The sequence below is a fragment of the Nocardiopsis sp. NPDC006139 genome (assembly GCF_040614155.1).
GTDB lineage: Bacteria > Actinomycetota > Actinomycetes > Streptosporangiales > Streptosporangiaceae > Nocardiopsis > Nocardiopsis changdeensis.
The window spans coordinates 1-20,488 of sequence record NZ_JBEXTT010000005.1 but is presented as its reverse complement, the minus strand read 5'-3'; the positions used below and the strand labels follow the sequence as shown (position 1 = coordinate 20,488).

Annotated in this window: 17 protein-coding genes; 8 read left to right on the top strand and 9 right to left on the bottom strand. The window is 75.6% G+C overall.

Translation table 11 applies throughout. The features are described from left to right. Nucleotides 1-26: 26 nt before the first annotated feature. The 3 genes from ABZ249_RS07885 to ABZ249_RS07875 all read right to left on the bottom strand — a co-directional run bounded on the left by ABZ249_RS07885 (nucleotide 27) and on the right by ABZ249_RS07875 (nucleotide 2,700). Nucleotides 27-845, bottom strand: a complete 819-nt coding sequence (locus ABZ249_RS07885) for an NAD(P)H-binding protein (protein WP_355258826.1) — start codon at nucleotides 843-845, stop codon at nucleotides 27-29. A 113-nt stretch (nucleotides 846-958) separates the two neighbouring features. Further along, on the bottom strand, nucleotides 959-1,672 hold the full coding sequence (locus tag ABZ249_RS07880) for a pyridoxamine 5'-phosphate oxidase family protein (protein ID WP_355258823.1): 714 nt from the start codon (nucleotides 1,670-1,672) through the stop codon (nucleotides 959-961). Between the two features lie 74 nt (nucleotides 1,673-1,746). Then, nucleotides 1,747-2,700, bottom strand: coding sequence for an NAD(P)-dependent alcohol dehydrogenase (locus tag ABZ249_RS07875; RefSeq protein ID WP_355259579.1), 954 nt, complete (start codon nucleotides 2,698-2,700; stop codon nucleotides 1,747-1,749). A 122-nt stretch (nucleotides 2,701-2,822) separates the two neighbouring features. Here ABZ249_RS07875 and ABZ249_RS07870 point away from each other — a divergent pair, with 122 nt between their 5' ends. Both ABZ249_RS07870 and ABZ249_RS07865 read left to right on the top strand, forming a co-directional pair. Continuing rightward, a complete protein-coding gene (locus tag ABZ249_RS07870; RefSeq protein WP_355258820.1) occupies nucleotides 2,823-3,473 on the top strand; it encodes a helix-turn-helix domain-containing protein in 651 nt (216 codons plus the stop codon). 13 nt (nucleotides 3,474-3,486) lie between these two features. Next, nucleotides 3,487-4,923, top strand: a complete 1,437-nt coding sequence (locus tag ABZ249_RS07865) for a PLP-dependent aminotransferase family protein (RefSeq protein ID WP_355258817.1) — start codon at nucleotides 3,487-3,489, stop codon at nucleotides 4,921-4,923. A 38-nt stretch (nucleotides 4,924-4,961) separates the two neighbouring features. Here the strand turns inward: ABZ249_RS07865 and ABZ249_RS07860 are convergent, their stop codons facing one another. Continuing rightward, nucleotides 4,962-5,450, bottom strand: a complete 489-nt coding sequence (locus tag ABZ249_RS07860) for a hypothetical protein (RefSeq protein ID WP_355258814.1) — start codon at nucleotides 5,448-5,450, stop codon at nucleotides 4,962-4,964. A 28-nt stretch (nucleotides 5,451-5,478) separates the two neighbouring features. After that, entirely contained in the window at nucleotides 5,479-5,886 is a 408-nt protein-coding gene (locus tag ABZ249_RS07855; protein ID WP_355258811.1) for a hypothetical protein, read from the bottom strand. Between the two features lie 129 nt (nucleotides 5,887-6,015). Here ABZ249_RS07855 and ABZ249_RS07850 point away from each other — a divergent pair, with 129 nt between their 5' ends. Both ABZ249_RS07850 and ABZ249_RS07845 read left to right on the top strand, forming a co-directional pair. Then, nucleotides 6,016-6,813: a siderophore-interacting protein gene (locus ABZ249_RS07850; RefSeq protein ID WP_355258808.1), complete on the top strand. Its 798-nt coding sequence runs from the start codon at nucleotides 6,016-6,018 to the stop codon at nucleotides 6,811-6,813. Nucleotides 6,814-6,959: 146 nt separating this feature from the next. Continuing rightward, complete coding sequence (locus tag ABZ249_RS07845; RefSeq protein WP_355258805.1) at nucleotides 6,960-8,567, top strand: family 10 glycosylhydrolase; 1,608 nt, start codon at nucleotides 6,960-6,962, stop codon at nucleotides 8,565-8,567. An 81-nt stretch (nucleotides 8,568-8,648) separates the two neighbouring features. On the opposite strand, the gene ABZ249_RS07840 is transcribed toward ABZ249_RS07845, so the two are convergent. The 3 genes from ABZ249_RS07840 to ABZ249_RS07830 all read right to left on the bottom strand — a co-directional run bounded on the left by ABZ249_RS07840 (nucleotide 8,649) and on the right by ABZ249_RS07830 (nucleotide 13,320). Then, nucleotides 8,649-9,407, bottom strand: a complete 759-nt coding sequence (locus tag ABZ249_RS07840) for a thioesterase domain-containing protein (protein ID WP_355258802.1) — start codon at nucleotides 9,405-9,407, stop codon at nucleotides 8,649-8,651. Between the two features lie 165 nt (nucleotides 9,408-9,572). Further along, complete coding sequence (locus ABZ249_RS07835) at nucleotides 9,573-11,339, bottom strand: ABC transporter ATP-binding protein (protein WP_355258799.1); 1,767 nt, start codon at nucleotides 11,337-11,339, stop codon at nucleotides 9,573-9,575. A gap of 232 nt (nucleotides 11,340-11,571) precedes the next feature. Continuing rightward, complete coding sequence (locus ABZ249_RS07830; protein ID WP_355258796.1) at nucleotides 11,572-13,320, bottom strand: ABC transporter ATP-binding protein; 1,749 nt, start codon at nucleotides 13,318-13,320, stop codon at nucleotides 11,572-11,574. A gap of 373 nt (nucleotides 13,321-13,693) precedes the next feature. Here ABZ249_RS07830 and ABZ249_RS07825 point away from each other — a divergent pair, with 373 nt between their 5' ends. Both ABZ249_RS07825 and ABZ249_RS07820 read left to right on the top strand, forming a co-directional pair. Then, nucleotides 13,694-14,698, top strand: a complete 1,005-nt coding sequence (locus ABZ249_RS07825) for an iron-siderophore ABC transporter substrate-binding protein (RefSeq protein ID WP_355258793.1) — start codon at nucleotides 13,694-13,696, stop codon at nucleotides 14,696-14,698. A gap of 133 nt (nucleotides 14,699-14,831) precedes the next feature. Further along, complete coding sequence (locus ABZ249_RS07820) at nucleotides 14,832-15,623, top strand: DUF4097 family beta strand repeat-containing protein (RefSeq protein WP_355258790.1); 792 nt, start codon at nucleotides 14,832-14,834, stop codon at nucleotides 15,621-15,623. A 62-nt stretch (nucleotides 15,624-15,685) separates the two neighbouring features. Here ABZ249_RS07820 and ABZ249_RS07815 read toward each other — a convergent pair whose 3' ends face one another. Beyond that, the gene (locus ABZ249_RS07815; protein ID WP_355258788.1) at nucleotides 15,686-16,405 is read right to left on the bottom strand and encodes a TetR/AcrR family transcriptional regulator; all 720 of its coding nucleotides are present in this window, start codon (nucleotides 16,403-16,405) and stop codon (nucleotides 15,686-15,688) included. Between the two features lie 166 nt (nucleotides 16,406-16,571). On the opposite strand from ABZ249_RS07815, the gene ABZ249_RS07810 reads away from it, so the two are divergent. Further along, nucleotides 16,572-17,516, top strand: a complete 945-nt coding sequence (locus ABZ249_RS07810) for a ribose-phosphate pyrophosphokinase (protein ID WP_220561911.1) — start codon at nucleotides 16,572-16,574, stop codon at nucleotides 17,514-17,516. A gap of 559 nt (nucleotides 17,517-18,075) precedes the next feature. After that, complete coding sequence (locus tag ABZ249_RS07805) at nucleotides 18,076-20,379, top strand: FdhF/YdeP family oxidoreductase (RefSeq protein WP_355258785.1); 2,304 nt, start codon at nucleotides 18,076-18,078, stop codon at nucleotides 20,377-20,379. The last annotated feature ends 109 nt before the right edge of the window (nucleotides 20,380-20,488 follow it).

Below are 20,488 nucleotides of genomic sequence, written 5' to 3'. Positions count from 1 at the left end.
CGGCCCTGAGGCCGCCCGGCACCGGCTCAGGCCCGGAAGGCGTCGGCGTTCTCGCGCGCCCACTGCGCGAAGGTGAGCGCGGGGCGCCCGGTGACCTCCCGCACCGTGGGCAGCACCCGGGCCGCCGCCTCGGGCGGGCCCAGGGCCAGGGCGACGCCGAACTCGACGTAATCCTCGGGGAAGCCCTGGGAGCGCAGGCGCTCGCGCTCCTGGTCCTCGGTCAGGTGCACCCAGCCGACCTCCGTGCCCAGCGCCTCCCCCAGGTCGCGCGCCCGCTCGGCGGGGGTGAGCGCCTGCGGGCCGGTCAGGACCAGGTCGCGGCCGCCCTGGCCGCCCTCGGTCAGGGCCGCGCCCGCGACGGCGGCGATGTCGGCCTCGTGGACCACGGCGCTGGGCCAGGCGGCCAGGGTCCGCACCGCGCCCGCCTCCCGCACGTCGGGGGCCCACTCCAGGGCGCCGGACATGAACTCCATCGGGGCCAGCACCGTCCACTCCAGGCGGTCGGTGCGCACGGCGTCCTCCATCGGGCTGCCGCCGAAGGCGCCCAGGACGGTGGCGCGCCGCACCCCGGAGGCGACGGCCAGCTCGACGATGCCGGCGGCCTCGGCCAGCTCGGCCCCGTCGTCGCCGCCGAAGGTGATGAGGTGGACGCCGTCCACCCCGGCGAAGGCGTCCTTCAGCGTGGCGGGGTCGGTGAGGTCGCCGCCCGCCACCTCCACCCCGGGGCCGAGGTCGGCCCGGTCGGGGCGGCGGGTGAGCGCCCGGACGGGGTGCCCCCGGTCGGCCAGCCACCGCACCAGGTGGCGCCCCACGGTCCCCGTCGCACCGGTCACCAGAACGGTCATGTCGCTCCCTCGTCTCGCGCGTTCCGCTTCGGTGACCCCACTCTCGCGGGGGTGGAGGCCACTTGGTGTCCTCCACTCGCACGGATTCCGGGAGGTTCCCGCCCCGCCCGGGGTCAGGCGGGCGAGCGGTGCTCCCGCAGGTGGCGCGGGACCCCGATGCCCGGCTTGAGCAGCGGGTCCGGCTCCGGCTCGCCGTACACCTGCCGGACGGGGACGATCCCGGCCCACACGTCCAGGTCCATGTCCTCCTCCTCGTCCCCCGGCGGCCCGGTGCGGACCTTCACCGACGCCTCGGCCAGGGACAGCGCCAGCACCCGGGTGGCCGCCATCTCCTTGCGGTCGGGCTCGCGGATCTCCTCCCAGCGGCCCGGGGCGATCTGCTCGGTCAGGGCCCGCAGCCCGGCCGTGCGCTCGTCCGGGTCGGTCACCACCCGCGGGCGGCCGTAGACCATCGCCGACCGGTGGTTCACCGAGTGGTGGAACGCCGACCGGGCCAGCACCAGGGCGTCCACGAGGGTGACCGTCACGCACACCTCGCCGTCGGCGTTCATCGACCGCGCCCCGGTGGACCCGTGCAGGTAGAGGGTGTCGCCGATGCGGCCGTAGGCGGTGGGCATCACGCGGGGGGCGCCGTCCACGACCACGCCCAGGTGGCAGAACAGGCCCTCGTCGAGCAGGGCGTACAGCTCGGCGCGGTCCTCGCGCTGCTTGTGCCTGCCCCGGCGCAGCCGGGTCCGGTCGGTGGCGGACAGGGGCGCGGACGCGGGGTCCGGGGCGGCCGGGGCCTGCGGGCCCCGGCCGGGAACGGTTTCGGTGGTCGAGTGCATGCCTTCACGTTAGGAGCCGGGTGGCCCTCCGAACAGGGCCACTTCCGCCCCGAAACGCACGACCACTTCGGTGCTCAGGCGGTCGTGTCGACGACCACCTTGCCGCGCACGCCGCCCGCCTCCAGCGCACGGTGCGCCCCGGCCAGGTCCGAGAGCGGGAACACCCGGTCCACCACCGGCCGCAGGTCGCCGGCCTCGACCAGGCGGGCCACCTCCTCCAGCAGGTCCCGGCGCGGGTTCCCGCTGAAGAACCGCACCCGGCCGCGGCCGTGCACCGCCGAGCCCAGGATGTACCCCAGGGACCGGAGCGGGCGGTCCAGGTCGAAGGACACCGCGACCATCCGCCCGCCCGGGGCCAGCAGGGCCCGGTAGGCGGGCAGGTCGGTGCCCACCGTGTCCAGGACGACGTCGAAGCGGCCCAGGTCGGCCGGGGCGGTGGTGCGGTAGTCGAAGGCCTCGTCGGCGCCCAGCTCCCGGGCCAGGTCCAGGTGCTCGGCCCGGGCCAGGGCGGTGACGTGCGCGCCGTAGGCCCTGCCCAGCTGCACCCCGCTCACGCCGACGCCGCCGGTGGCGCCGCGCACCAGCAGCCGCTCCCCCGGGCGCAGCCGCGCCTTGTCGCGCAGGGCGGTGACGGTGGTGGTGGCCACCGGGATCGCCACCGCCTGGAGCGGGTCCATGCCCCGGGGGACGGCGGCGATCCGGTCGGGCGCCACCGCCGCGTACTCGGCCGCGGCGCCGAAGGCGCGCAGCAGGCCCCAGACGCGTTCGCCGACCCCGACGCCGCGCACGTTCGCGCCCACCGCGACCACGTCGCCGACGAAGTCCAGGCCCAGCCGCCGGGGCGGCCCGCCCATGACCAGGCCGCCCAGCGGGCCCAGTGCGCCCGAGCGCCCCGAGAGCTCGCCGCCGTTGACGCTGGTGGCCAGCACCCGTACCAGGACGCGGTCGTCGCCGTGGTCGGGCACCGGCAGGCGCCCCTGGTAGATCACCTCCGGCGGCCCGTACCGGTCGAACAGCGCCGCGCGCATCTCCTGTGCCACCCGTCTCCTCCGTTCACGGTGGGGCGTGCGGACCGCCGTCCGGCCCGTGCCCCGTGAACGGTAACCAGGGAAACGGAGGGCATCGTCCACTTAGCGGTAATGTGAGACACATGCCCGGAGATCCGTCTCAGATGGCGTCGGCCGGACCCGCGCTGCGCGCCGACGCCCTGCGCAACCGCGAGCGCATCCTGCGCGCCGCCCGCGAGGCGTTCGCCTCCCACGGCATCGACGTGCCCATGGCCACCATCGCCCGCCGCGCCGGGGTGGGCACCGCCACCCTGTACCGGCGCTTCCCCACGCGCGACGACCTGGTCGCCGCGGCCTTCGCCGACCAGGCCTCCGCCTGCGCCGACCTCGTCGACCACGCCCTGGCCGACCCCGACCCCTGGCGCGGGTTCGCGTCCTCGCTGTACCGCATCGCCGCCATGCAGGTCGCCGACCGGGGGTTCGGCGCCGCGTTCCTGAGCGCCTCCCCCCTCTCACCCGAACTGGAGGAGCGCCGCGCGCGGGCCGAGGAGGGGTTCGCGCGGCTGATCCTGCGCGCCAAACAGGCCGGGGCCCTGCGCGCCGACTTCGAGCGCACCGACCTCACCCTGGTCCTCATGGCCGTCGACGGCATCCGCGCCGATACCGCCGAGGCGGCGCTGGCCGCCGCCCGCCGCATGGTCGGCCACCTGCTGCGGTCCTTCCGCACCGACCCCGGCTCCGCGCCGCCGCTGCCGCCGCCCGCGCCGGTCGGCCTGTACCACCTCGAACTCTAGGAAGCCCGCGCCCGTGCCCCGACAGCACGCCGAACCGGCCCTGCGCCTGGACCGCTCCGACGACGCACCGCTCACCCTCCAGCTGGCCGCCGCCCTGCGCGCGGCCGTGACCGGCGGGTCCCTCACCCCGGGCGAGCGCCTGCCCTCCAGCCGGACCCTCGCCGCCCAACTGGGGGTCAGCCGCACCGTCGTCACCGACGCCTACCAGCAGCTGTACGCCGAGGGGTGGCTGGAGGGCCGGCACGGGTCGGGCACCTTCGTCGCCCCGGGCGCCGCGCCCGCGCCCGCCGAGCCCGCCCCCATCGAACCGGCCTGGCGCACCGCCGCCGCCCGCAGCGGCCGCACCGCGACGGAGGACCGGCCCACCCGCGCCGAGCTGCGCGAACGCGGCCTGATCGACCTGCGCCCGGGCGCGCCCTGGGTGGGGTCGGTGGACCGGGCGGCCTGGCGGCGGGCCTGGCGCGCCGCCGCCGACCTGCCCCAGGACGACGACCCGGACCCGCGCGGCCTGCCGGAGCTGCGCTCCCTGCTCGCCGAGCACCTGCGCCGGTACCGCGGGATCGCCGTGGGCCCGGAGAACGTCCTGGTCACCCGCGGCACCGGCAACGGGCTGGACCTGGCGGGGGCGGCGCTGATCGCCCCGGGCGACCGGGTGGGGGTGGAGGAGCCGGGGTACGGGAAGGCCCGCGCCGTGCTGGCCGCCCGCGGGGCGCGCGTCGTCCCGTGCCCGGTGGACCGCGACGGGCTGGTCGTGGACGCGCTCCCCGACGGCCTGGGCCTGGTGTACACCACCCCCGCCCACCAGTACCCGCTGGGCGGCCGGCTGCCGGTGCCCCGCCGCGAGCTGCTGATCTCGTGGGCGCGGGCGACGGGGGCGGTGGTCATCGAGGACGACTACGACGCCGAGTTCCGCTACGACGTGGCCCCGCTGCCCGCCCTGTACGGGATGGACCCGGGGCGGGTGGTGCTGCTGGGGACCCTGTCCAAGACCCTCACCCCGGACCTGGGCATCGGGTGGATCGTCGCCGAACCCGACCTGGTGGAGCACCTGGCGCGGGTGCGCCGCAACCTGACCGACCGCACCCCGGGCCCGGTGCAGGCCGCCACGGCGCTGCTGCTGGAGCGCGGCGACCTGGACCGGCACCTGCGGCGGATGCGCGCCGAGTACGCGCGCCGCCGCGCCCTGCTCATCGAGCACCTGGGGCCGCGCCTGACCGGGGACACCGCGGGGCTGCACGCGATGCTGCCGCTGCCCGCCCGCGAGGTGGCCCCGGTGGTCGCCGAGGCCGCCGCCCGCGGCGTGGTGGTCGACGACACCGGCCGCACCAGCCACGGCGAGCCGACCGTGCACGGCCTGGTCCTGGGCTACGGCTCGGCGTCCGCGCCGCAGCTGCGGCGCGGCTGCGCCGTGCTCGCCGACATCCTCGACCGCCGCCTCGGCCCCGCCTGACCCGCTCCGGCCCGGCCGGTCCGCCGACCGCGCGCCCGTCAGCCCCGCGCCCCGGGAGGGTTGACCCGCGCCTGCAACACCCCGGACAGGATGGCCTCCCGGGCCGCCGCCCCGACCCGCAGCATCCGCCCGTCGTGACGAAGAACGGTGGTGTGTCGCCGGACCGCCGCCAGGATCCGCCGTGCCGCCGACACGAAATCCGGATCCTTGTCGCAGAACCGATCACCGTGCACGAAGCGCTCCGTGTAGTAGAGGCGTCCGGGATGGAGCAGCCCATCGCGCAGCAAGGAGGGCGACCACTCGATCAGCGGATCGACCTGCACGTCGAAGACCCACAGGTCCCCCGCTCCAAGGGAACGTGGCCGCAGCTCGGCGAGATCGTCCACACGGGCGATGCACCACCACGGCTCCAGCGGGTCGAACGCCCGTTGCGCCGGGCTCTCCGGATCTTCCGTCCACCGGGGGAACACCGCGCACCGGTGGCGTTCTGTCAACAACGCGGTGATCTCCCGCGCGTCCTGTGGCATGAGGTGCAGCCTCACCTGCCGGCCCACGTCATCGCCCCTTCCCGCGGCGGGGCCTCACGAGCGATCCTGCCCGGGCGACGACCTCCCGGCGGGCGCCGTCGGGTCCCACCCGCCAGGCGGTGAACCCGCCGCACACGATGTATCCCGGTGCGCGCTCACCGGACGGCCGCAGCACCAGGGCGTCCCCTTCCGCCCGTTGGGTGAGCCCTGCGAATTCGAGCATGCGCGCGCTCTCCTGCACATCCGCGAGGTCCAGAGTCGGGTCGGCGTACGAGGAGGCCAGGTGCACCGCCCGCACATCGACGAAGAACAGCTCCACCGGGCGGAGCGCTCCAGGCACGGTGCGCAACCGCAGCTCGGAGTGGCTGGCGCCGTACGTCCAGGGACGCACGTGCCCGGACATGGCCAGGGGCAGGCCGGAGCCGTCGGGGGGCATGGGGCCTCCAAGGTCGGAAGAAGCGATTCTAGAGGGGCCGGTCGGCGGGCCCGGCTCGACGGGGGCGGGTTGGTAAGGCTAACCTCAGGGACGTTCGTGCTCGTTCGTCCGATCCGAGAAGAGTGCCCCGTGCGTGTCGAGAACCCCGCCCACCGCGCGATCATGCGCGCCCGCGTCGTGCGCACCGAGCGGGTCACCAAGCACTTCATCAACATCACCCTGGGCGGGGAGGAGCTCGCGGACTTCGAGTTCCTGGGCCGCGACCAGTTCGTGCGCCTGTTCCTGCCCCGCCCCGGCCAGGACCGCCTGCACCTGCCCACCGCCACCGACCGCCGCTGGGTGTCGCAGCTGTACGACATGCCCAAGGAGCGCCAGCCCTACGTGCGCAACTACTCGGTGCGCCGGTTCGACGCCCCGGCCCGGGAGATGGACATCGAGTTCGTCGACCACGGCGAGGGCGGCCCGGCCTCGGCGTGGGCGCGGGCGGCGCGGCCCGGCGACGAGATCGGCCTGCTCACCGACGGCGTCTACTACCTGCCCTCCCCCGGAGCCGGGTTCCAGCTGCTGGTGGGCGACGAGAGCGCGCTCCCGGCGCTGGTGTCGATCCTGGAGCAGGCGCCCGAGACCCTCAGGGCCCGCGTGTACCTGGAGGTGCCCTCGGCCGACGACGTCCGCCCGCTGCGGTCGCTGCCGGGGGTCGAGGTGCACTGGCTGCCCCGCACCGACCCGCACGCGGTGCCCGGCCGCCTGGCGCTGGAGGCGGTGCGCGCCGCCGAGCTGCCGCAGGAGCGCCTGTACTGCTTCGTCGCCGGGGAGAACGCGCTGCCCACCGAGCTGCGCCGCCACCTGGTGCGCGAGCGGGGCGTGGCCAAGGACGACATCACCTTCATCGGCTACTGGAAGTACGGCCAGGCGGTGACCGACTGACCGGACGCACAGAGCCGCACTGGTTTACCCGGAGAAGGTAAAATTATTCTCTTCGAGGCTCCTGTGTGTCTGAAATGTTATGCAATGACCTACTCTGATGCCTGGTGCGCCGCACGGCGCCCCGAGCCAGGCCCCGAGGAGGTCACGTGGCATCCGGCCGACACAGCACCCGCACCGCTCCCCGCCCCTACCGGAAGTGGGCGGCCTTCGGCGCCGCCGCGGCGGTGATCGCCGCCGGCTACGCGGTCGCGGGCGCCGCCGACGCCCCCGCGCCCGGCCCCGGCGCCTCCCTGTGCCGGGCGGCGGACGACAAGCGCGAGATGCGCGGCGCCTGGCTGACCACCGTCGGCAACATCGACTGGCCCTCCGAGCCCGGCCTGTCCGCCGAGGAGCAGCAGGCGGAGCTGGACGCGCGCCTGGACGAGGCCGCCGAGCTGGGCCTGAACACCGTGTTCCTGCACGTGCGGCCCACCACCGACGCCGTGTACGAGTCCGACCTGGAGCCCTGGTCGCGCTACCTCACCGGGGAGCAGGGCGGCGACCCCGGCTACGACCCGCTGGAGTACGCCGTCGCAGGGGCCCACGAACGCGGCCTGGAGCTGCACGCCTGGTTCAACCCCTACCGCGTCGGCATCTCCTCCGACCTGGAGACCCTCGCCGACGACCACCCCGTCAAGGAGCACCCCGACTGGATGGTCCGCTACGGCGGCGAGGGGTTCCTCGACCCCGGCAACCCCGAGGTGCGGGCCTGGGTCACCGACGTGATCATGGACGTCGTGGACCGCTACGACATCGACGGCGTCCACTTCGACGACTTCTTCTACCCCTACCCCAAGGACGGCGAGGAGTTCGACGACGACGCCTCCTGGGAGGCGCACGGCGGGGACTTCGACGACCGCGACGACTGGCGCCGCGACAACGTCAACCGGTTCGTCGCCGGGATCCACGAGCGCATCGAGGAGGAGAAGCCCTGGGTCCGGTTCGGCATCTCCCCGTTCGGGATCTGGCGCAACGCGGGCAGTGACCCCGCCGGGTCGGACACCGACGGCCTGGAGTCCTACGCCGCCCAGCACGCCGACACCCGCACCTGGATCCAGGACGGCACCATCGACTACGTGGTCCCGCAGCTGTACTGGGAGCGCGGTTTCGCCGCGGCCGACTACGAGGTCCTCACCGACTGGTGGGCCGACCAGGTGGAGGGCACCGGCGTGGACCTGTACATCGGCCAGGCCGCCTACCGGGCGGGCGAGCCCGGCTGGCGCGGCGAGAGCGCCCTGTCCGACCAGCTCGACTACTCCGATGGCGTCGAGCAGGTGGGCGGCGACGTGTACTTCTCCTTCACGTCGCTCACCGAGGAGGCCGCGGAGGCGTTCGGCCACCTGCGCGAGGAGTACTACTCCGACCCGGCGCTGCCGCCCGTGGCGGACGTGGCGCCCGACACCGACCCCGAGGTCGGCGAGGTGCGCGGCCTGAGCGCCGAGACCGGCGAGGACGGCACCGAGCTGTCCTGGAAGGAGCTGGACGGGGCCCGCTCCTACGCGGTCTACCGCGTCGGCGCCGACCAGGCCGAGGCGGTGGCCTCCGGGGACATCGAGGACGTGTGCGAGGCGCTGACCGCCGACGCCCTGCTCGGGGTCACCGGCACCACCTCCTGGACCGACCGCTCCGACGGGGAGGGCGCCTACGTCGTGACCGCCCTGGACCGGTACCGGATCGAGGGACCCGCGGCGGACCCGGTGGACCCGCGCCTGTGACGGCTCCCCGCCCGTGACCGGGAGCGCGGCCGTAGCGGGAGGGCCGTCCCCTCGGGGGCCCTCCCACCGCGGCCGCCCCGGTCAGACCGCGCCGGCGAGGTCGCGGACGAGGACGCGCAGCACCTCGGCCCGGTGCCGGACGGGGAAGAAGTGGCCGCCGGGCAGCACCTCCAGGACGTGCCCGCGCGTGGTGAGATCGCCCCAGCGGTCCACCTCGGCGGGTGAGACGGAGGGGTCGTCGGCCCCGGCCAGCGCCGTGACCGGCACGTCCAGGGGTTCGGGGGCGGCGGGCCGGTAGGCGTCGACGAGCCGGTAGTCGCCGCGCACCGGGGGCAGTACCAGGGACCGCAGGTCGGGGTCGTCCAGCAGGCCGGGGGGCGTGCCGCCGAGCTTCTCGAGGACGGCGACCAGGCCGTCGTCGTCCAGCAGGTGGACGCCGGAGGCGGGCCCCTCACGGCCGGGGGCGCGCCGGGCCGACGTGAACAGGCGCACCGGCGGGCCCAGCGGGCCGTCGGCCAGGCGGCGGGCCGCCTCGTAGGCGACCAGCGAGCCCATGCTGTGGCCGAACAGCGCGTAGGGGCCGGTCAGGTGGCCCTCCAGGGCCGCCGCGGCCCCCGCCGCCAGGTCCTCCAGCCGCGCGGGCAGGGGCTCGCCGAACCGGGTCTCCCGGCCGGGGTACTGCACGACGGCCGACGCGAACTCCTCCGGCAGGCCGGCCGACCACTCCCGGTAGAAGTTGGCCGTCCCGCCCGCGTGCGGGAAGAGCACCACCGTCAGCCGGGCCCCGGGCCTGGCGTGGAAACGGCGCAGCCAGGGCGTCCCCGTGTCGGGAACGGTCATCGCACACCCACCCTTCAACGTCCTTCGCGTCGATGTCCGTCACGTCGACGCCTGTCGCGGACGGTCCGCCGCCGCGGACCGCACCGTCCGCCCGCCGCCCGGCCCGGACTCCGCCGGGCCCGCGCCCCGCACGGCCGGCCGGCGCGGTGCCCGCCGGGCCGGGGCTCAGGCGGTGCCCTGCCAGCTGCGCCACAGGTCGGCGTAGCGGCCGCCGGCCGCCACCAGGTCGGCGTGCGGGCCCTGCTCGACGACGCGGCCGCGGTCCATCACCACCACCCGGTCGGCGGCCTGCGCCTGGGTCAGCCGGTGCGCCACCACCAGGGTGGTGCGGCCCTCGGTGGCCGCCAGCGAGGCCCGCTCCAGGCGGCGCGCACCCGCGCTGCCCGCCTCCGCGGTGGCCTCGTCCAGCACCGCCACCGGCGGGTCGGCCAGCACCATCCGGGCCAGCGCCAGGTGCTGGGCCTGTTCGGCGGTGAGCGGGTGGCCGCCCTCGCCGACCACGGTGTCCAGCCCCTCGGGCAGCGCCCGCACCCAGCCGAGCGCGTCCACCCGCTCCAGCGCGGCCTCCGCCTCGGCGGCGCCCGCCCCGGGGCGGGCCAGCCGCAGGTCCTCCAGCAGGGTCCCGGCGAACACGTGGGTCTCCTGGCTGACCAGGTACACGTGCCCGCGCAGCAGGTGCTCGCCCAGGTCGGCCAGCGGCACTCCGCCCAGGTACACCTCGCCCGTGTCGGGGACGCGCAGGCCCGTGATCACCGCCGCCAGCGTGCTCTTGCCCGCGCCGCTGGCGCCCACCAGCGCCACCCGCTCCCCGGGGGCGATCTCCAGCGACACCCCGTCCAGGGCGGGCGGGGTGTCGGGGCCGTACCGGTGCGCGACCTCCTTGACCCGCACCGACGCGTCCTGCGGCTCGCGCGGCCGTTCCGGCTCGGGGGCCTCGGGCAGGTCCACCACCCCGGCGAGCCGGGCCAGGCTCGCCCCGGCCGACTGCACCTCGTTGAAGTTCATGACCAGGAACATCATCGGGCCGAACAGCCGGTGGAAGTACAGCGCCGCGGCGGTGACCGCGCCCACCGTCACGAGTTCGCCGCGCACCAGCCAGAACCCCGCGACCAGCACCGCCGTCAGACCCACGCACTCGGCGCCGTTGAGCCGCGACCCGAACCGGGTGAGCAGCCGGAACACCGACAGCGTGATGTCCATGGCCGCCAGGGACCGGTCGGAGACCCGCCCCTCGTGCTCCTCCTCGCGCCGGTAGGCGCGCACCGCCGACCGCCCGCGCAGCGCGCCCATCATGGCGTGCGACCGCTCGCCCATCGCGATCCGCTCGCGGGCGTAGTAGGGGCCCGAGAGCGGCAGGTACCAGCGGGCCGCCCACACGTAGACCGGCAGGGCGCACAGCCCGGCCAGGCCCAGCCGCCAGTCCAGGGCGGTCATCCCGGCCGCCGTCGACAGCACCATGGCCAGCGCGATCACCACGTCGGGGCCGTTGCGGGCGATGCCCGTGGTGACCACGGCGACGTCGTCGCCCACCCGGGACAGCAGGTCTCCGATGCGCACCCGCTCCACCTGCGCGGCGGGCATGTGCAGCACCCGGTCCATGACCCGCTCGCGCAGCCGCGCCAGGATCCGCTCCCCGGCCCGTGTCACCAGCCAGGCGCCCGCCCCGGTGAGCAGGCCCCCGAGCAGTGCCGCCGCGGCGATGATCCCGGCCGCGCGCAGCACCGCGTCCAGTCCGGCGCCGCCGGAGATGTCGTCGACCATGGTGCCCAGCGTCCAGGGGGCGACCAGGCCGACCGCGCTGCCCGCCAGCACCACGACCAGGGACAGGGGCGTGCCCCAGCCGCTGCGCCGCACCCCGTCGCCGAGCACCGCCCAGGTGCGCCGGGCCGAAGCGGTGGGCAGCAGATCCGCGCGTTCGTCGATCGCGCTCACGCGGTCACCGTCCTTTCCGTGCCCGGCGCGCCCGCGCCCGGGGAACCTGCCTCTGTGCCCGGCGCCCCGCCCCGGGCGGGTACGCCGTCCGCCGCCGTGCCCGGGAGGGCGGGGCCGCGGGGTGGTGCGGCCGCTCCCCGGGGCACGCCGCGGCCGGGCCGTGCCGCCGGACCGCGGCGGCGCGTCGCCGCACGGCGGGGGGAGCCCCCGGCCGCGCGGGAGGGAAGGGGGGTCACCGCAGGACCGCCTCGGCGTAGGCGGGGTCCCGGCCGACCAGCTCGGCGTGGGTGCCCACGGTCCGGACGCGCCCCTCCTCCAGGACGACCACCCGGTCGGTGCGGGAGAGCAGCGCCGGGCTGGCGGCCACCACGAGGGTGGCCCCCGCCGGGGCGCGGTCGGCGCGGGCCCGGGTCAGTCCGCGGGCGATCGCCTCCTCGGTGACCGCGTCCACGGCGGTGGTGGGGTCGTGCAGGACCAGCACCGGCGGGTCCGCGGCCAGGGCTCGCGCCAGGGCGGCGCGCTGGCGCTGCCCGCCGGACAGGTTCGCGGCCCGGTCGGCGATGGGCCGGTCCAGGCCCTGGGCGTGCCCGGTGACCAGGTCCTCGGCCCCGGCGGCGCGCAGCGCCTCGCGCAGGTGCGCCTCGTCGCGGTCGCCGCCGGTGGCCAGGTTGGTGCGCAGCGTGCCCTCGAACAGGGTCGCCCCGTGCTCCTCCACCAGGACGGCGACGCGCAGCGCGGCCAGGTCGAGCTCGTGCACGGGCACCCCGCCCACCGCGGCCCGGCCCTCCTCGACGTCCTCGGGGACGGCCCGGCCCGACAGCAGCTCCAGCAGCGCCTCGGCGTCGCGCGGGTCGGTGGCCAGCACACCCACGGTCTCGCCCGGGGCCAGCCGCAGGTCGACCCCGCGCAGGGTGCGGTAGGCGACCCCGTCCAGTTCCACCACGGGCTCGGCCGGGACCGGCCGCTCGCCGGGGGTGACGGCGGCGGGAGCGGTCAGCAACCGGACCAGGCGGCGGGCCGAGGCGCGGGAGGTGGCGAAGAGCTGGCCGACCATGCCCAGGCCCTGGACGGGTTCGGCCAGGAACTGGGCCAGGCCCACCACGGTGATGAGCTCACCGATGGTCAGCCGCCCCTCCAGCGCCATCCAGCCGGCGACCGCGGCCACGCACGCCAGGAACAGCACGCCCGCGGCCGACACCATGCCGCGGTACACGCCGTTGCTGGCCGCGGCCGACACCGAGGCGGTGAGGGCGACGCCGCTGGCCCGGCGGTAGCGGTCGGCGGCGGCGCGGCGGGCGCCCATGCCCATGAGCACGCGCAGGCCGCCGACCAGGTCGGTGGCCAGGGCGGTGGCCCCGGCGGCGGTGGCCTGCTTGGCCTCGCTGCGCCGGGTGATGCGGGCGGCGGGGAAGCGCAGCAGCAGCATCATCAGCGGCACCCCGACCAGGACGCCGATCCCCAGGGGGACGTCGATGGCCAGCAGGGCGACGGTGGTGACGGTGATCGCGCTGCCCATGGCGATGAGCCCGATCCAGGCGCGCACGTACTGGGACGCCTGCTCGGCGTCGGAGGTGGCCACGGACAGCAGCTCCCCGGCGCGCAGTCCGCTGCGCTCCCCGCGCGGGTCCAGGGCCCGGCGGGCGGCCTCCACCCGCAGCAGGTGGGCCTCGTTCTCGGCGGCCCGCATGGAGAACCGGGCGCCGATGCGGTAGGCGAGGGCCAGCACCGTGAACAGGGCGGCCATGCCCAGGACGCACAGGGCCAGGGCGCCGACGTCGCCGGTGAAGACGGCCCGGTCGATGGTGACGCCGATGGCCACGGGGACCAGGGCCTCGGCGAGCTGGTGCAGGGAGTGCAGGGCGGTGGCGCAGGCGGCGTCGCGGCGGTTGCGGCGCAGGGTGCGCCGGCCCAGGGCGCGGACGTCGGCGGGGACGCCGTCGGGGGTGCGCACGTCGGCGGGGGCGTCGGCGGTTGCGCTCACGCGGCCGTCCCGTCCGGGCCGGGGCGTACGCCCGCCCTTGAACCTGTGGTCATCCGATCGTCCCATTCCCTGTCGTCGTGCCGCGAACAGGCTAGCCAGGCCCGGACACCGCCGCGAACGCGCCCCCGCGGGGCACGGGAGGGCTCCGCGGGCCCGGCCCGCAGCGGCCCCGCCGGACATGACCCACGTCACACGCGCACCGGCGTGCGGAGCACCGGCCGCACCGGAACCGCCCGCGGGCGGGGGCTCACCGCGCCGCCGGCCCCGCGGCGCGCCGTTCATCCCGGTTTGCACCCACCCCGGAGTCCATCACTATGATTCACCTTAGGCAAGCCTAAGCTGACCGTGACCTTCCCGAGAATGATGAGGCTCCATGAACCGTGGCCCGCTGACCCGCGGCGGCGCGATCGCCGCCGGCGCGCTCTCCGTCCTGATGCTCGCCGCCTGCGGCGGCGGGGCGGCCGAGGAGCCCGACTCCCCCTCCGGCGGGGCCGCCGAGGGCTACCCCGTCACCGTCCCGACCCTCTTCGGGGACGTCACCGTCGAGGACCGCCCCGAGAACGTGGTGGCCATGGGCTGGTCCGACGCCGAGACCGCGCTCGCCCTGGGCGTGCAGCCGGTCGGCGTCGCCGACTGGCAGGCCTACGGCTCCCCCGGCGTCGGCCCCTGGGCCGCCGACCTGTTCGACTCCGAGCCCGCCCAGCTGGCCACCCTGGAGCCGAACCTGGAGGAGATCGCGGCCCTGGAGCCCGACGTCATCCTCGACACCCGCTCCGACAACAGCCAGGAGCGCTACGACCTGCTCTCCCCGGTCGCCCCGGTGATCGGCCCGCCGCCCGGCGTGGAGGTCACCTACGGCACCACCTGGCAGGAGCAGACCCGCCAGGTCGCGCTGGCCCTGAACGAGGAGGAGCGCGGCGAGGAGCTGGTCTCCGAGCTGGAGGGGGAGTTCGAGGCCCTGCGCGAGGAGAACCCGGACTTCGCCGACGTCACCATCGCCGTGGGCGCCTACTTCGACGGCCAGTACGGCGCCTACGTGCCCGGCGACAGCCGCGTCGACGTGCTCCAGGACCTGGGCTTCGAGTACAAGTCCGAGATCACCGACATGGCCGACGGCGCGTTCTACGTCGACCTCAGCCCGGAGCTGGTGGAGGTCCTGGACGCCGACCTGACCATCGTCTTCCCGATCGGCGACGTCGCCGAGACGCTGAAGGAGGACCCGGTCCTGCAGGGCATCGGCTCCGCGCAGGACGGGCGCCTCATCATCCTGGACGACCCGGAGCTGGCCAACGCCTTCTCCAGCGGCTCCACCCTGGGCGTCTCCTACGCCCTGGAGGGCATCGTCCCCCTCATCCACGAGGCGCTCGGCCGGGAGTGACGTCCTCCGCGAGCGCGCGAGGGCCCCGGGGCGGACGCCCCGGGGCCCCCGGCGTTCCGGCCGGGGCCGCGCTTGACCCGACACGTGCCCGCACGTGGGGGTCCGCTGCCGGCGGGCGCACTAACGTCGCGGCATGAGCAACGCCCGCGTCCCGTCCCGCCGCACCCGGAGGGTCCGCGCGGCCCTGCGCCGCCCCGCCGCGGCGACCGCGGTAGGCGTCCTGGTACTCCTGGCCGCCACGGCCTGCGCCCCGGACCGGGCCCCCGAACCGGAGCAAGCGGGCTTCGCCCCCTCCTCCGACCTGCTCACCATCGACGCCGACAACGGCAACCTGCGCGTCTCCCCCGGCGACGTCGACGAGGTCGAGGTGACCCGCTGGATCTCCTCCAGCTCCCTGCTGGGCTCCCCCGAGGCCGACTGGGGCCTCACCGGCGACACCCTCCGGCTGCGCGTGCGCTGCGGGGCCCTCACCGACTGCGAGGCCGAGTACGAGGTGATCGTCCCGGAGGGCACCACCCTCACCGTGGTGAGCGGCAGCGGCGACATCACGGCCTTCGGCTTCGTCCGCCCCCTGACCGCGACCAGCGGCGACGGCCGCGTCTCGGTCTCCGACACCATCGGTCCCCTCACCATGGCCAGCGACGGCGGGGACCTCATCGGCCGGGGGCTCGCCTCGGACGAGGTGGAGGCCGTCACCGCCGACGGCGACGTCGACCTGGAGCTCACCGCCGTCCCCGACGCCGTGACGGTGCGCACCGGCGACGGCGACGCCGACATCACGCTGCCCGAGGCCGCCTACGCCGTGGACGCCTCCTCCGGCGAGGGCGAGGTGGTCACCGAGGTCGACACCGACCCCGGCAGCGCGCACCGCGTGGACGCCACCGCGGGCGGCGGCCGCATCCGCCTGCTCACCGCCCCGGTCTGAATCCATCGGGGCCACCGCGTGCCGTGGGCGGTGCACGCCCCACCCGGGACCGCCGCCGCGGCTCAGGCGGGCGAGGGCCGGTGGGAGGCCAGCCGGACCAGCAGCTCGTCCACCAGGGCCGCCTCGCCCGGGGTCAGCAACCCGTCGGCACCGCCCCGGGACAGCAGCACCCGCAACGCGTTGGCGTGGGCGGACACCCCGGTGTCGCCGGCGCCCTCCGCCCGCGCGGGACCGGTGACCACGGCGGCCAGCACGGCCTCGCGCACCGCCTCCGACAGGCGCGGGTCGTCCGCGCCCCGCTCGATGAGGCGCAGCACCACACCCCTGCCGGCGGTGTGGATCATCTCCGCCGCGGTCTCGGCGTCGACCGCCAGCCGCCCGGCCTCGGCGACCCGGCCGACCAGCCCCCGCAGGATCTCCTGCGCCCGGGCCGCCGCCTCCCCTCCCCCGCCGCCGGAGGCGCCGGGCGCGTACATCAGCACGTAGTGGGCGGGGTTGTCCAGCCCGAAGCGGACGTGCAGGTCCCAGCCCGCCCGCAGGTCCTGGACCGGGTCCCCGGTGGCGACCTGGGCCTGCTTCCCGGCCAGGTAGCGGTCGAACCCGTCGGCCGCCACGGCGTCGAACAGCCCGGCCATGTCCCCGAACAGCCGGTAGAGGGTGGGCGGCTGCACCCCGGCGGCGGCGCTCACCGAACGCGTCGTGACGGCCTCGCGCCCTTGGCGGGTGAGGATGTCCGCCGCGGCGTCGATCACGCGCCGCCGTGTGTCCTGCCTGTCTCCCATGCACCCCAGGGTATCGGCGGTAACAGCAACCCGTTATCCCTTCTAGCGCCCGCGTCCCCGCCCCGGCCGCGGGACCGGGGCGTTCACCGGCCTCCCGCGCCGCGGCCTGCGAAAACCCGGGTAGTAACCTCGTGGCGGCCCATCCCACCCACGAACAGGGACATCCGTGCGCGACATCGTCATCTTCTCCGGCAGCGCCCACCCGGAGATCGCCCAGGAGATCTGTGCCGACCTCGGCAAGCCGCTCTCCCCCACCCGCGTCTCGCGGTTCGCCAACGACTGCCTGGAGGTCCAGCTCCAGGACAACTGCCGCGAACGCGACGTGTTCATCATCCAGCCGCTCGTGCCCCCGGTCCAGGAGAACCTGGTGGAGCTGCTGCTGATGCTCGACGCCGCCCGCGGGGCCTCCGCCGCCCGCACCACCGTGGTCATGCCGCACTTCGCCTACGCCCGCTCCGACAAGAAGGACGCGCCGCGCATCTCCATCGGCGCCCGCCTGGTCGCGGACCTGCTCGCCACGGCGGGGGCCGACCGCGTGCTCACCATGACGATGCACTCGCCCCAGGTCCACGGGTTCTTCAGCGTCCCCGTCGACCACCTGCACGCCCTGGGCGAGCTCGCCTCGCACTTCCGCGGCGACGACCTGTCCAACACCGTGGTCGTCTCCCCCGACTTCGGCAACGCCAAGGCCGCCTCGGCGTTCGCCCGCCGCCTGGACACCCCGGTGGCCGCCGGGGCCAAGCAGCGCTTCAGCGACGACAAGGTCAGCATCACCTCGGTCATCGGCGACGTCGCCGACCGCGACGTGATCATCCTCGACGACGAGGTCGCCAAGGGCAGCACCGTGGTGGAGCTGATCGAGCGGCTGCGCGAGCACAAGGTCCGCTCCATCCGGGTGGCCTGCACCCACGGCCTGTTCACCGACGGCGCCCTGGACCGCCTGACCGCGATGGACGACGTCACCGAGATCGTGTGCACCAACACGGTGCCGATGGCCCCGGAGAAGGTCACGCCCAAGCTCACGACGCTGTCGATCGCCCCGGCGCTGGCCGAGGCGATCCGCCGCATCCACAACGGCGAGTCCGTGAGCGCCCTGTTCGACCAGTCCTGACGCCCGCGGGCCCGGGCCGACGCGGCCGGGCCCGCCCACCGGTGGACGGGTCGGCGGCCCACACGGGCGCGCGACCCGCCGGCCCGGTACGCCGGCGTGTGCAGACCCCCTCGACCCGTGCGGGCGCGCGACCCCGCCGACCGTCGGGGCCGCGGAAACGCCGGGGCGGCAGGGGCGACAATGGCCGCGCCGGACTCCGCGTCGATCTCCTTTGACGGCGGATCGAAATGTCCCTCCGCCGGACCGGGAAAACCGGACGCGCGGCCCCGGCCCACGGGCGGGCGCGCCGCGAGAACCGCGGGCGGCACGGCCCGGCGGCCGGGAGAAGGCACCGCCTTCCCACCTCACACGCACCGCCGCCCGCCCACCCGGCGACCCGGAGCCGCCGCCGAAAGGGGATATCCCGCGGGCCCGCGGAACATAAGGGATATCGCGGAACCGAATACACGACGGGAATCCGCCGCCGCGACGGTCAATCCCTTGACCGGCGAGACGAAGGCACATGATCCGCCCCGGGGCGCCTTTGAAGCGCGCCCCCGCACGGTGGGACAATGCGGCCATGAGACGCCACCGCCCCGTACCCGCGGACACCGCGCAGGACACCCCGCGCATCGACCCGCCCAAGACCTCCGCCGCCGGACTGCCCGCCGTCCTCAACAGCGTCCGGCAGGTCGGGGAGAACGCCGGGGTGCGGCGCGGACTGCCCGCCATGCTCGCCCTCAACCAGAAGCGCGGCTTCGACTGCCCGGGCTGCGCCTGGCCCGAGGGCGACAAGCGCCACCGCGCGGAGTTCTGCGAGAACGGCGCCAAGGCCGTCGCCGAGGAGGCCACCACCCGCCCCCTCACCGCCGACTTCTTCGCCGAGCACTCCGTGAGCGCCCTGGCGCAGCGCTCCGGGTACTGGCTGGGTCAGCAGGGGCGCCTCACGCAGCCCCTCCACTTGGCCGAGGGCGCCGACCACTACACCCCCATCGGCTGGGACGACGCCCTGGAGCTCGTCGCCGCCGAGCTGCGCGCCATGGACGGCCCCGACCAGGCCGTTTTCTACACCTCCGGGCGCACGGGCAACGAGGCCGCCTTCGCCTACCAGCTGCTGGCCCGCCAGCTGGGCACCAACAACCTGCCCGACTGCTCCAACATGTGCCACGAGTCCTCCGGGTCCGCCCTCACCGAGACCCTGGGCGTGGGCAAGGGCAGCGTGTCCCTGGACGACCTGTACCGGGCGGACCTCATCATCGTCGCCGGGCAGAACCCCGGCACCAACCACCCCCGCATGCTGACCGCCCTGGAGCGCGCCAAGAGGAACGGCGCCCGCATCGTCACGGTCAACCCCCTGCCCGAGGCCGGGATGCGCGAATTCCGCAACCCCCAGCACCCCGGCGGACTGCTGGGCCGCGGAACGCAGCTCACCGACGTGTTCGCGCAGATCCGCCTGGGCGGCGACCTCGCCCTGTTCTCCGCGGTCAACCGCATCCTGCTGGAGACCGACCGCGACGGGTCCCGCGTCCTGGACCACGACTTCATCGACGCCCACACCCACGGCTTCGACCTGTTCGCCAAGGAGCTCCTGGACGAGCCCGCCGACGCCTTCTGGGCCCGGGTGGAGCGCGACACCGGCCTGGAGCGCCCGCTCATCGAGGAGATCGCCGCCATGGCCATCGCCTCCGAGCGCACCGTCGTGTGCTGGGCCATGGGCCTGACCCAGCACAAGCACTCCGTCCCCACCATCCGCGAGGTCGTCAACTTCCTGCTGCTGCGCGGCAACGTCGGCCGCCCCGGCGCCGGGGTGTGCCCGGTGCGCGGCCACTCCAACGTGCAGGGCGACCGCACCATGGGCATCTTCGAGCGGCCCTCCGACGCCTTCCTGGACGCCCTGGGCGCCGAGTTCGGGTTCTCGCCGCCCCGCGAGCACGGCCACGACACCGTCAACGCCATCCGCGCCATGGCCCGGGGCGACGTGCGCGTCTTCTTCGCCATGGGCGGCAACTTCGTCGCCGCCACCCCCGACACCCATGTCACCGAGGACGCCATGCGCCGGGTGGGGCTGACCGTCCACGTGTCGACCAAGCTCAACCGCTCCCACGTGGTCACCGGCACCCGCGCGCTCATCCTGCCCGCGCTGGCCCGCAGCGACCGCGACGTCCACGGCGGGCGGGAGCGCTGGGTCACCGTCGAGGACTCCATGAGCCGCGTCCACGCCTCGCACGGCGTGCTGCGGCCGCTGTCGGAGGACATGCGCTCGGAGGTGGACATCGTCCGCGACCTGGGCGCCCGCTTGTTCGGCCAGAGCCCGGTGGCCTGGGACGCGTTCGCCGACTACGACCGGATCCGCGACCACATCGCCGCCGTCGTGCCCGGCTTCGACGACTTCAACGCCAGGGCCCGGCAGCGCAACGGGTTCACCCTGCCGCACGCGCCGCGCGACCACCGGCGCTTCCCCACCGCCACCGGCAGGGCCAACTTCACCGTCAACGGCACCTACGCGCCCCGGGTGCCGCAGGGGCGCCTGCTGCTGCAGACCCTGCGCTCGCACGACCAGTACAACACCACGGTGTACGGCCTGGACGACCGGTACCGGGGCATCACCGACGGGCGCCGCGTGGTCCTGGTCAACCCCGAGGACGCCGCCGAGCTCGGCCTGGCCGACGGCTCCTACACCGACCTGGTGGGCGAGTGGTCCGACGGGCGCGAACGCCGCGCGCCGCACTTCCGGGTGGTCCACTACCCGACCGCCCGCGGCTGCGCCGCCTCCTACTTCCCCGAGACCAACGTCCTGGTGCCCCTGGACTCCACCGCCGACATCAGCAACACGCCCACCTCCAAGTCGGTGGTGGTGCGTTTCGAGCCCGACAGCGGGCTGTGACCCGCCGCGGCGGGCCCCCCCCCCCCCCCCCCCCCCCCCCAAAACCCCCAAAAACCCCCCCCCCCCCCCACCCCCCCCAAAAACCCCCCCCACCCCCCCCGGCCCCCCC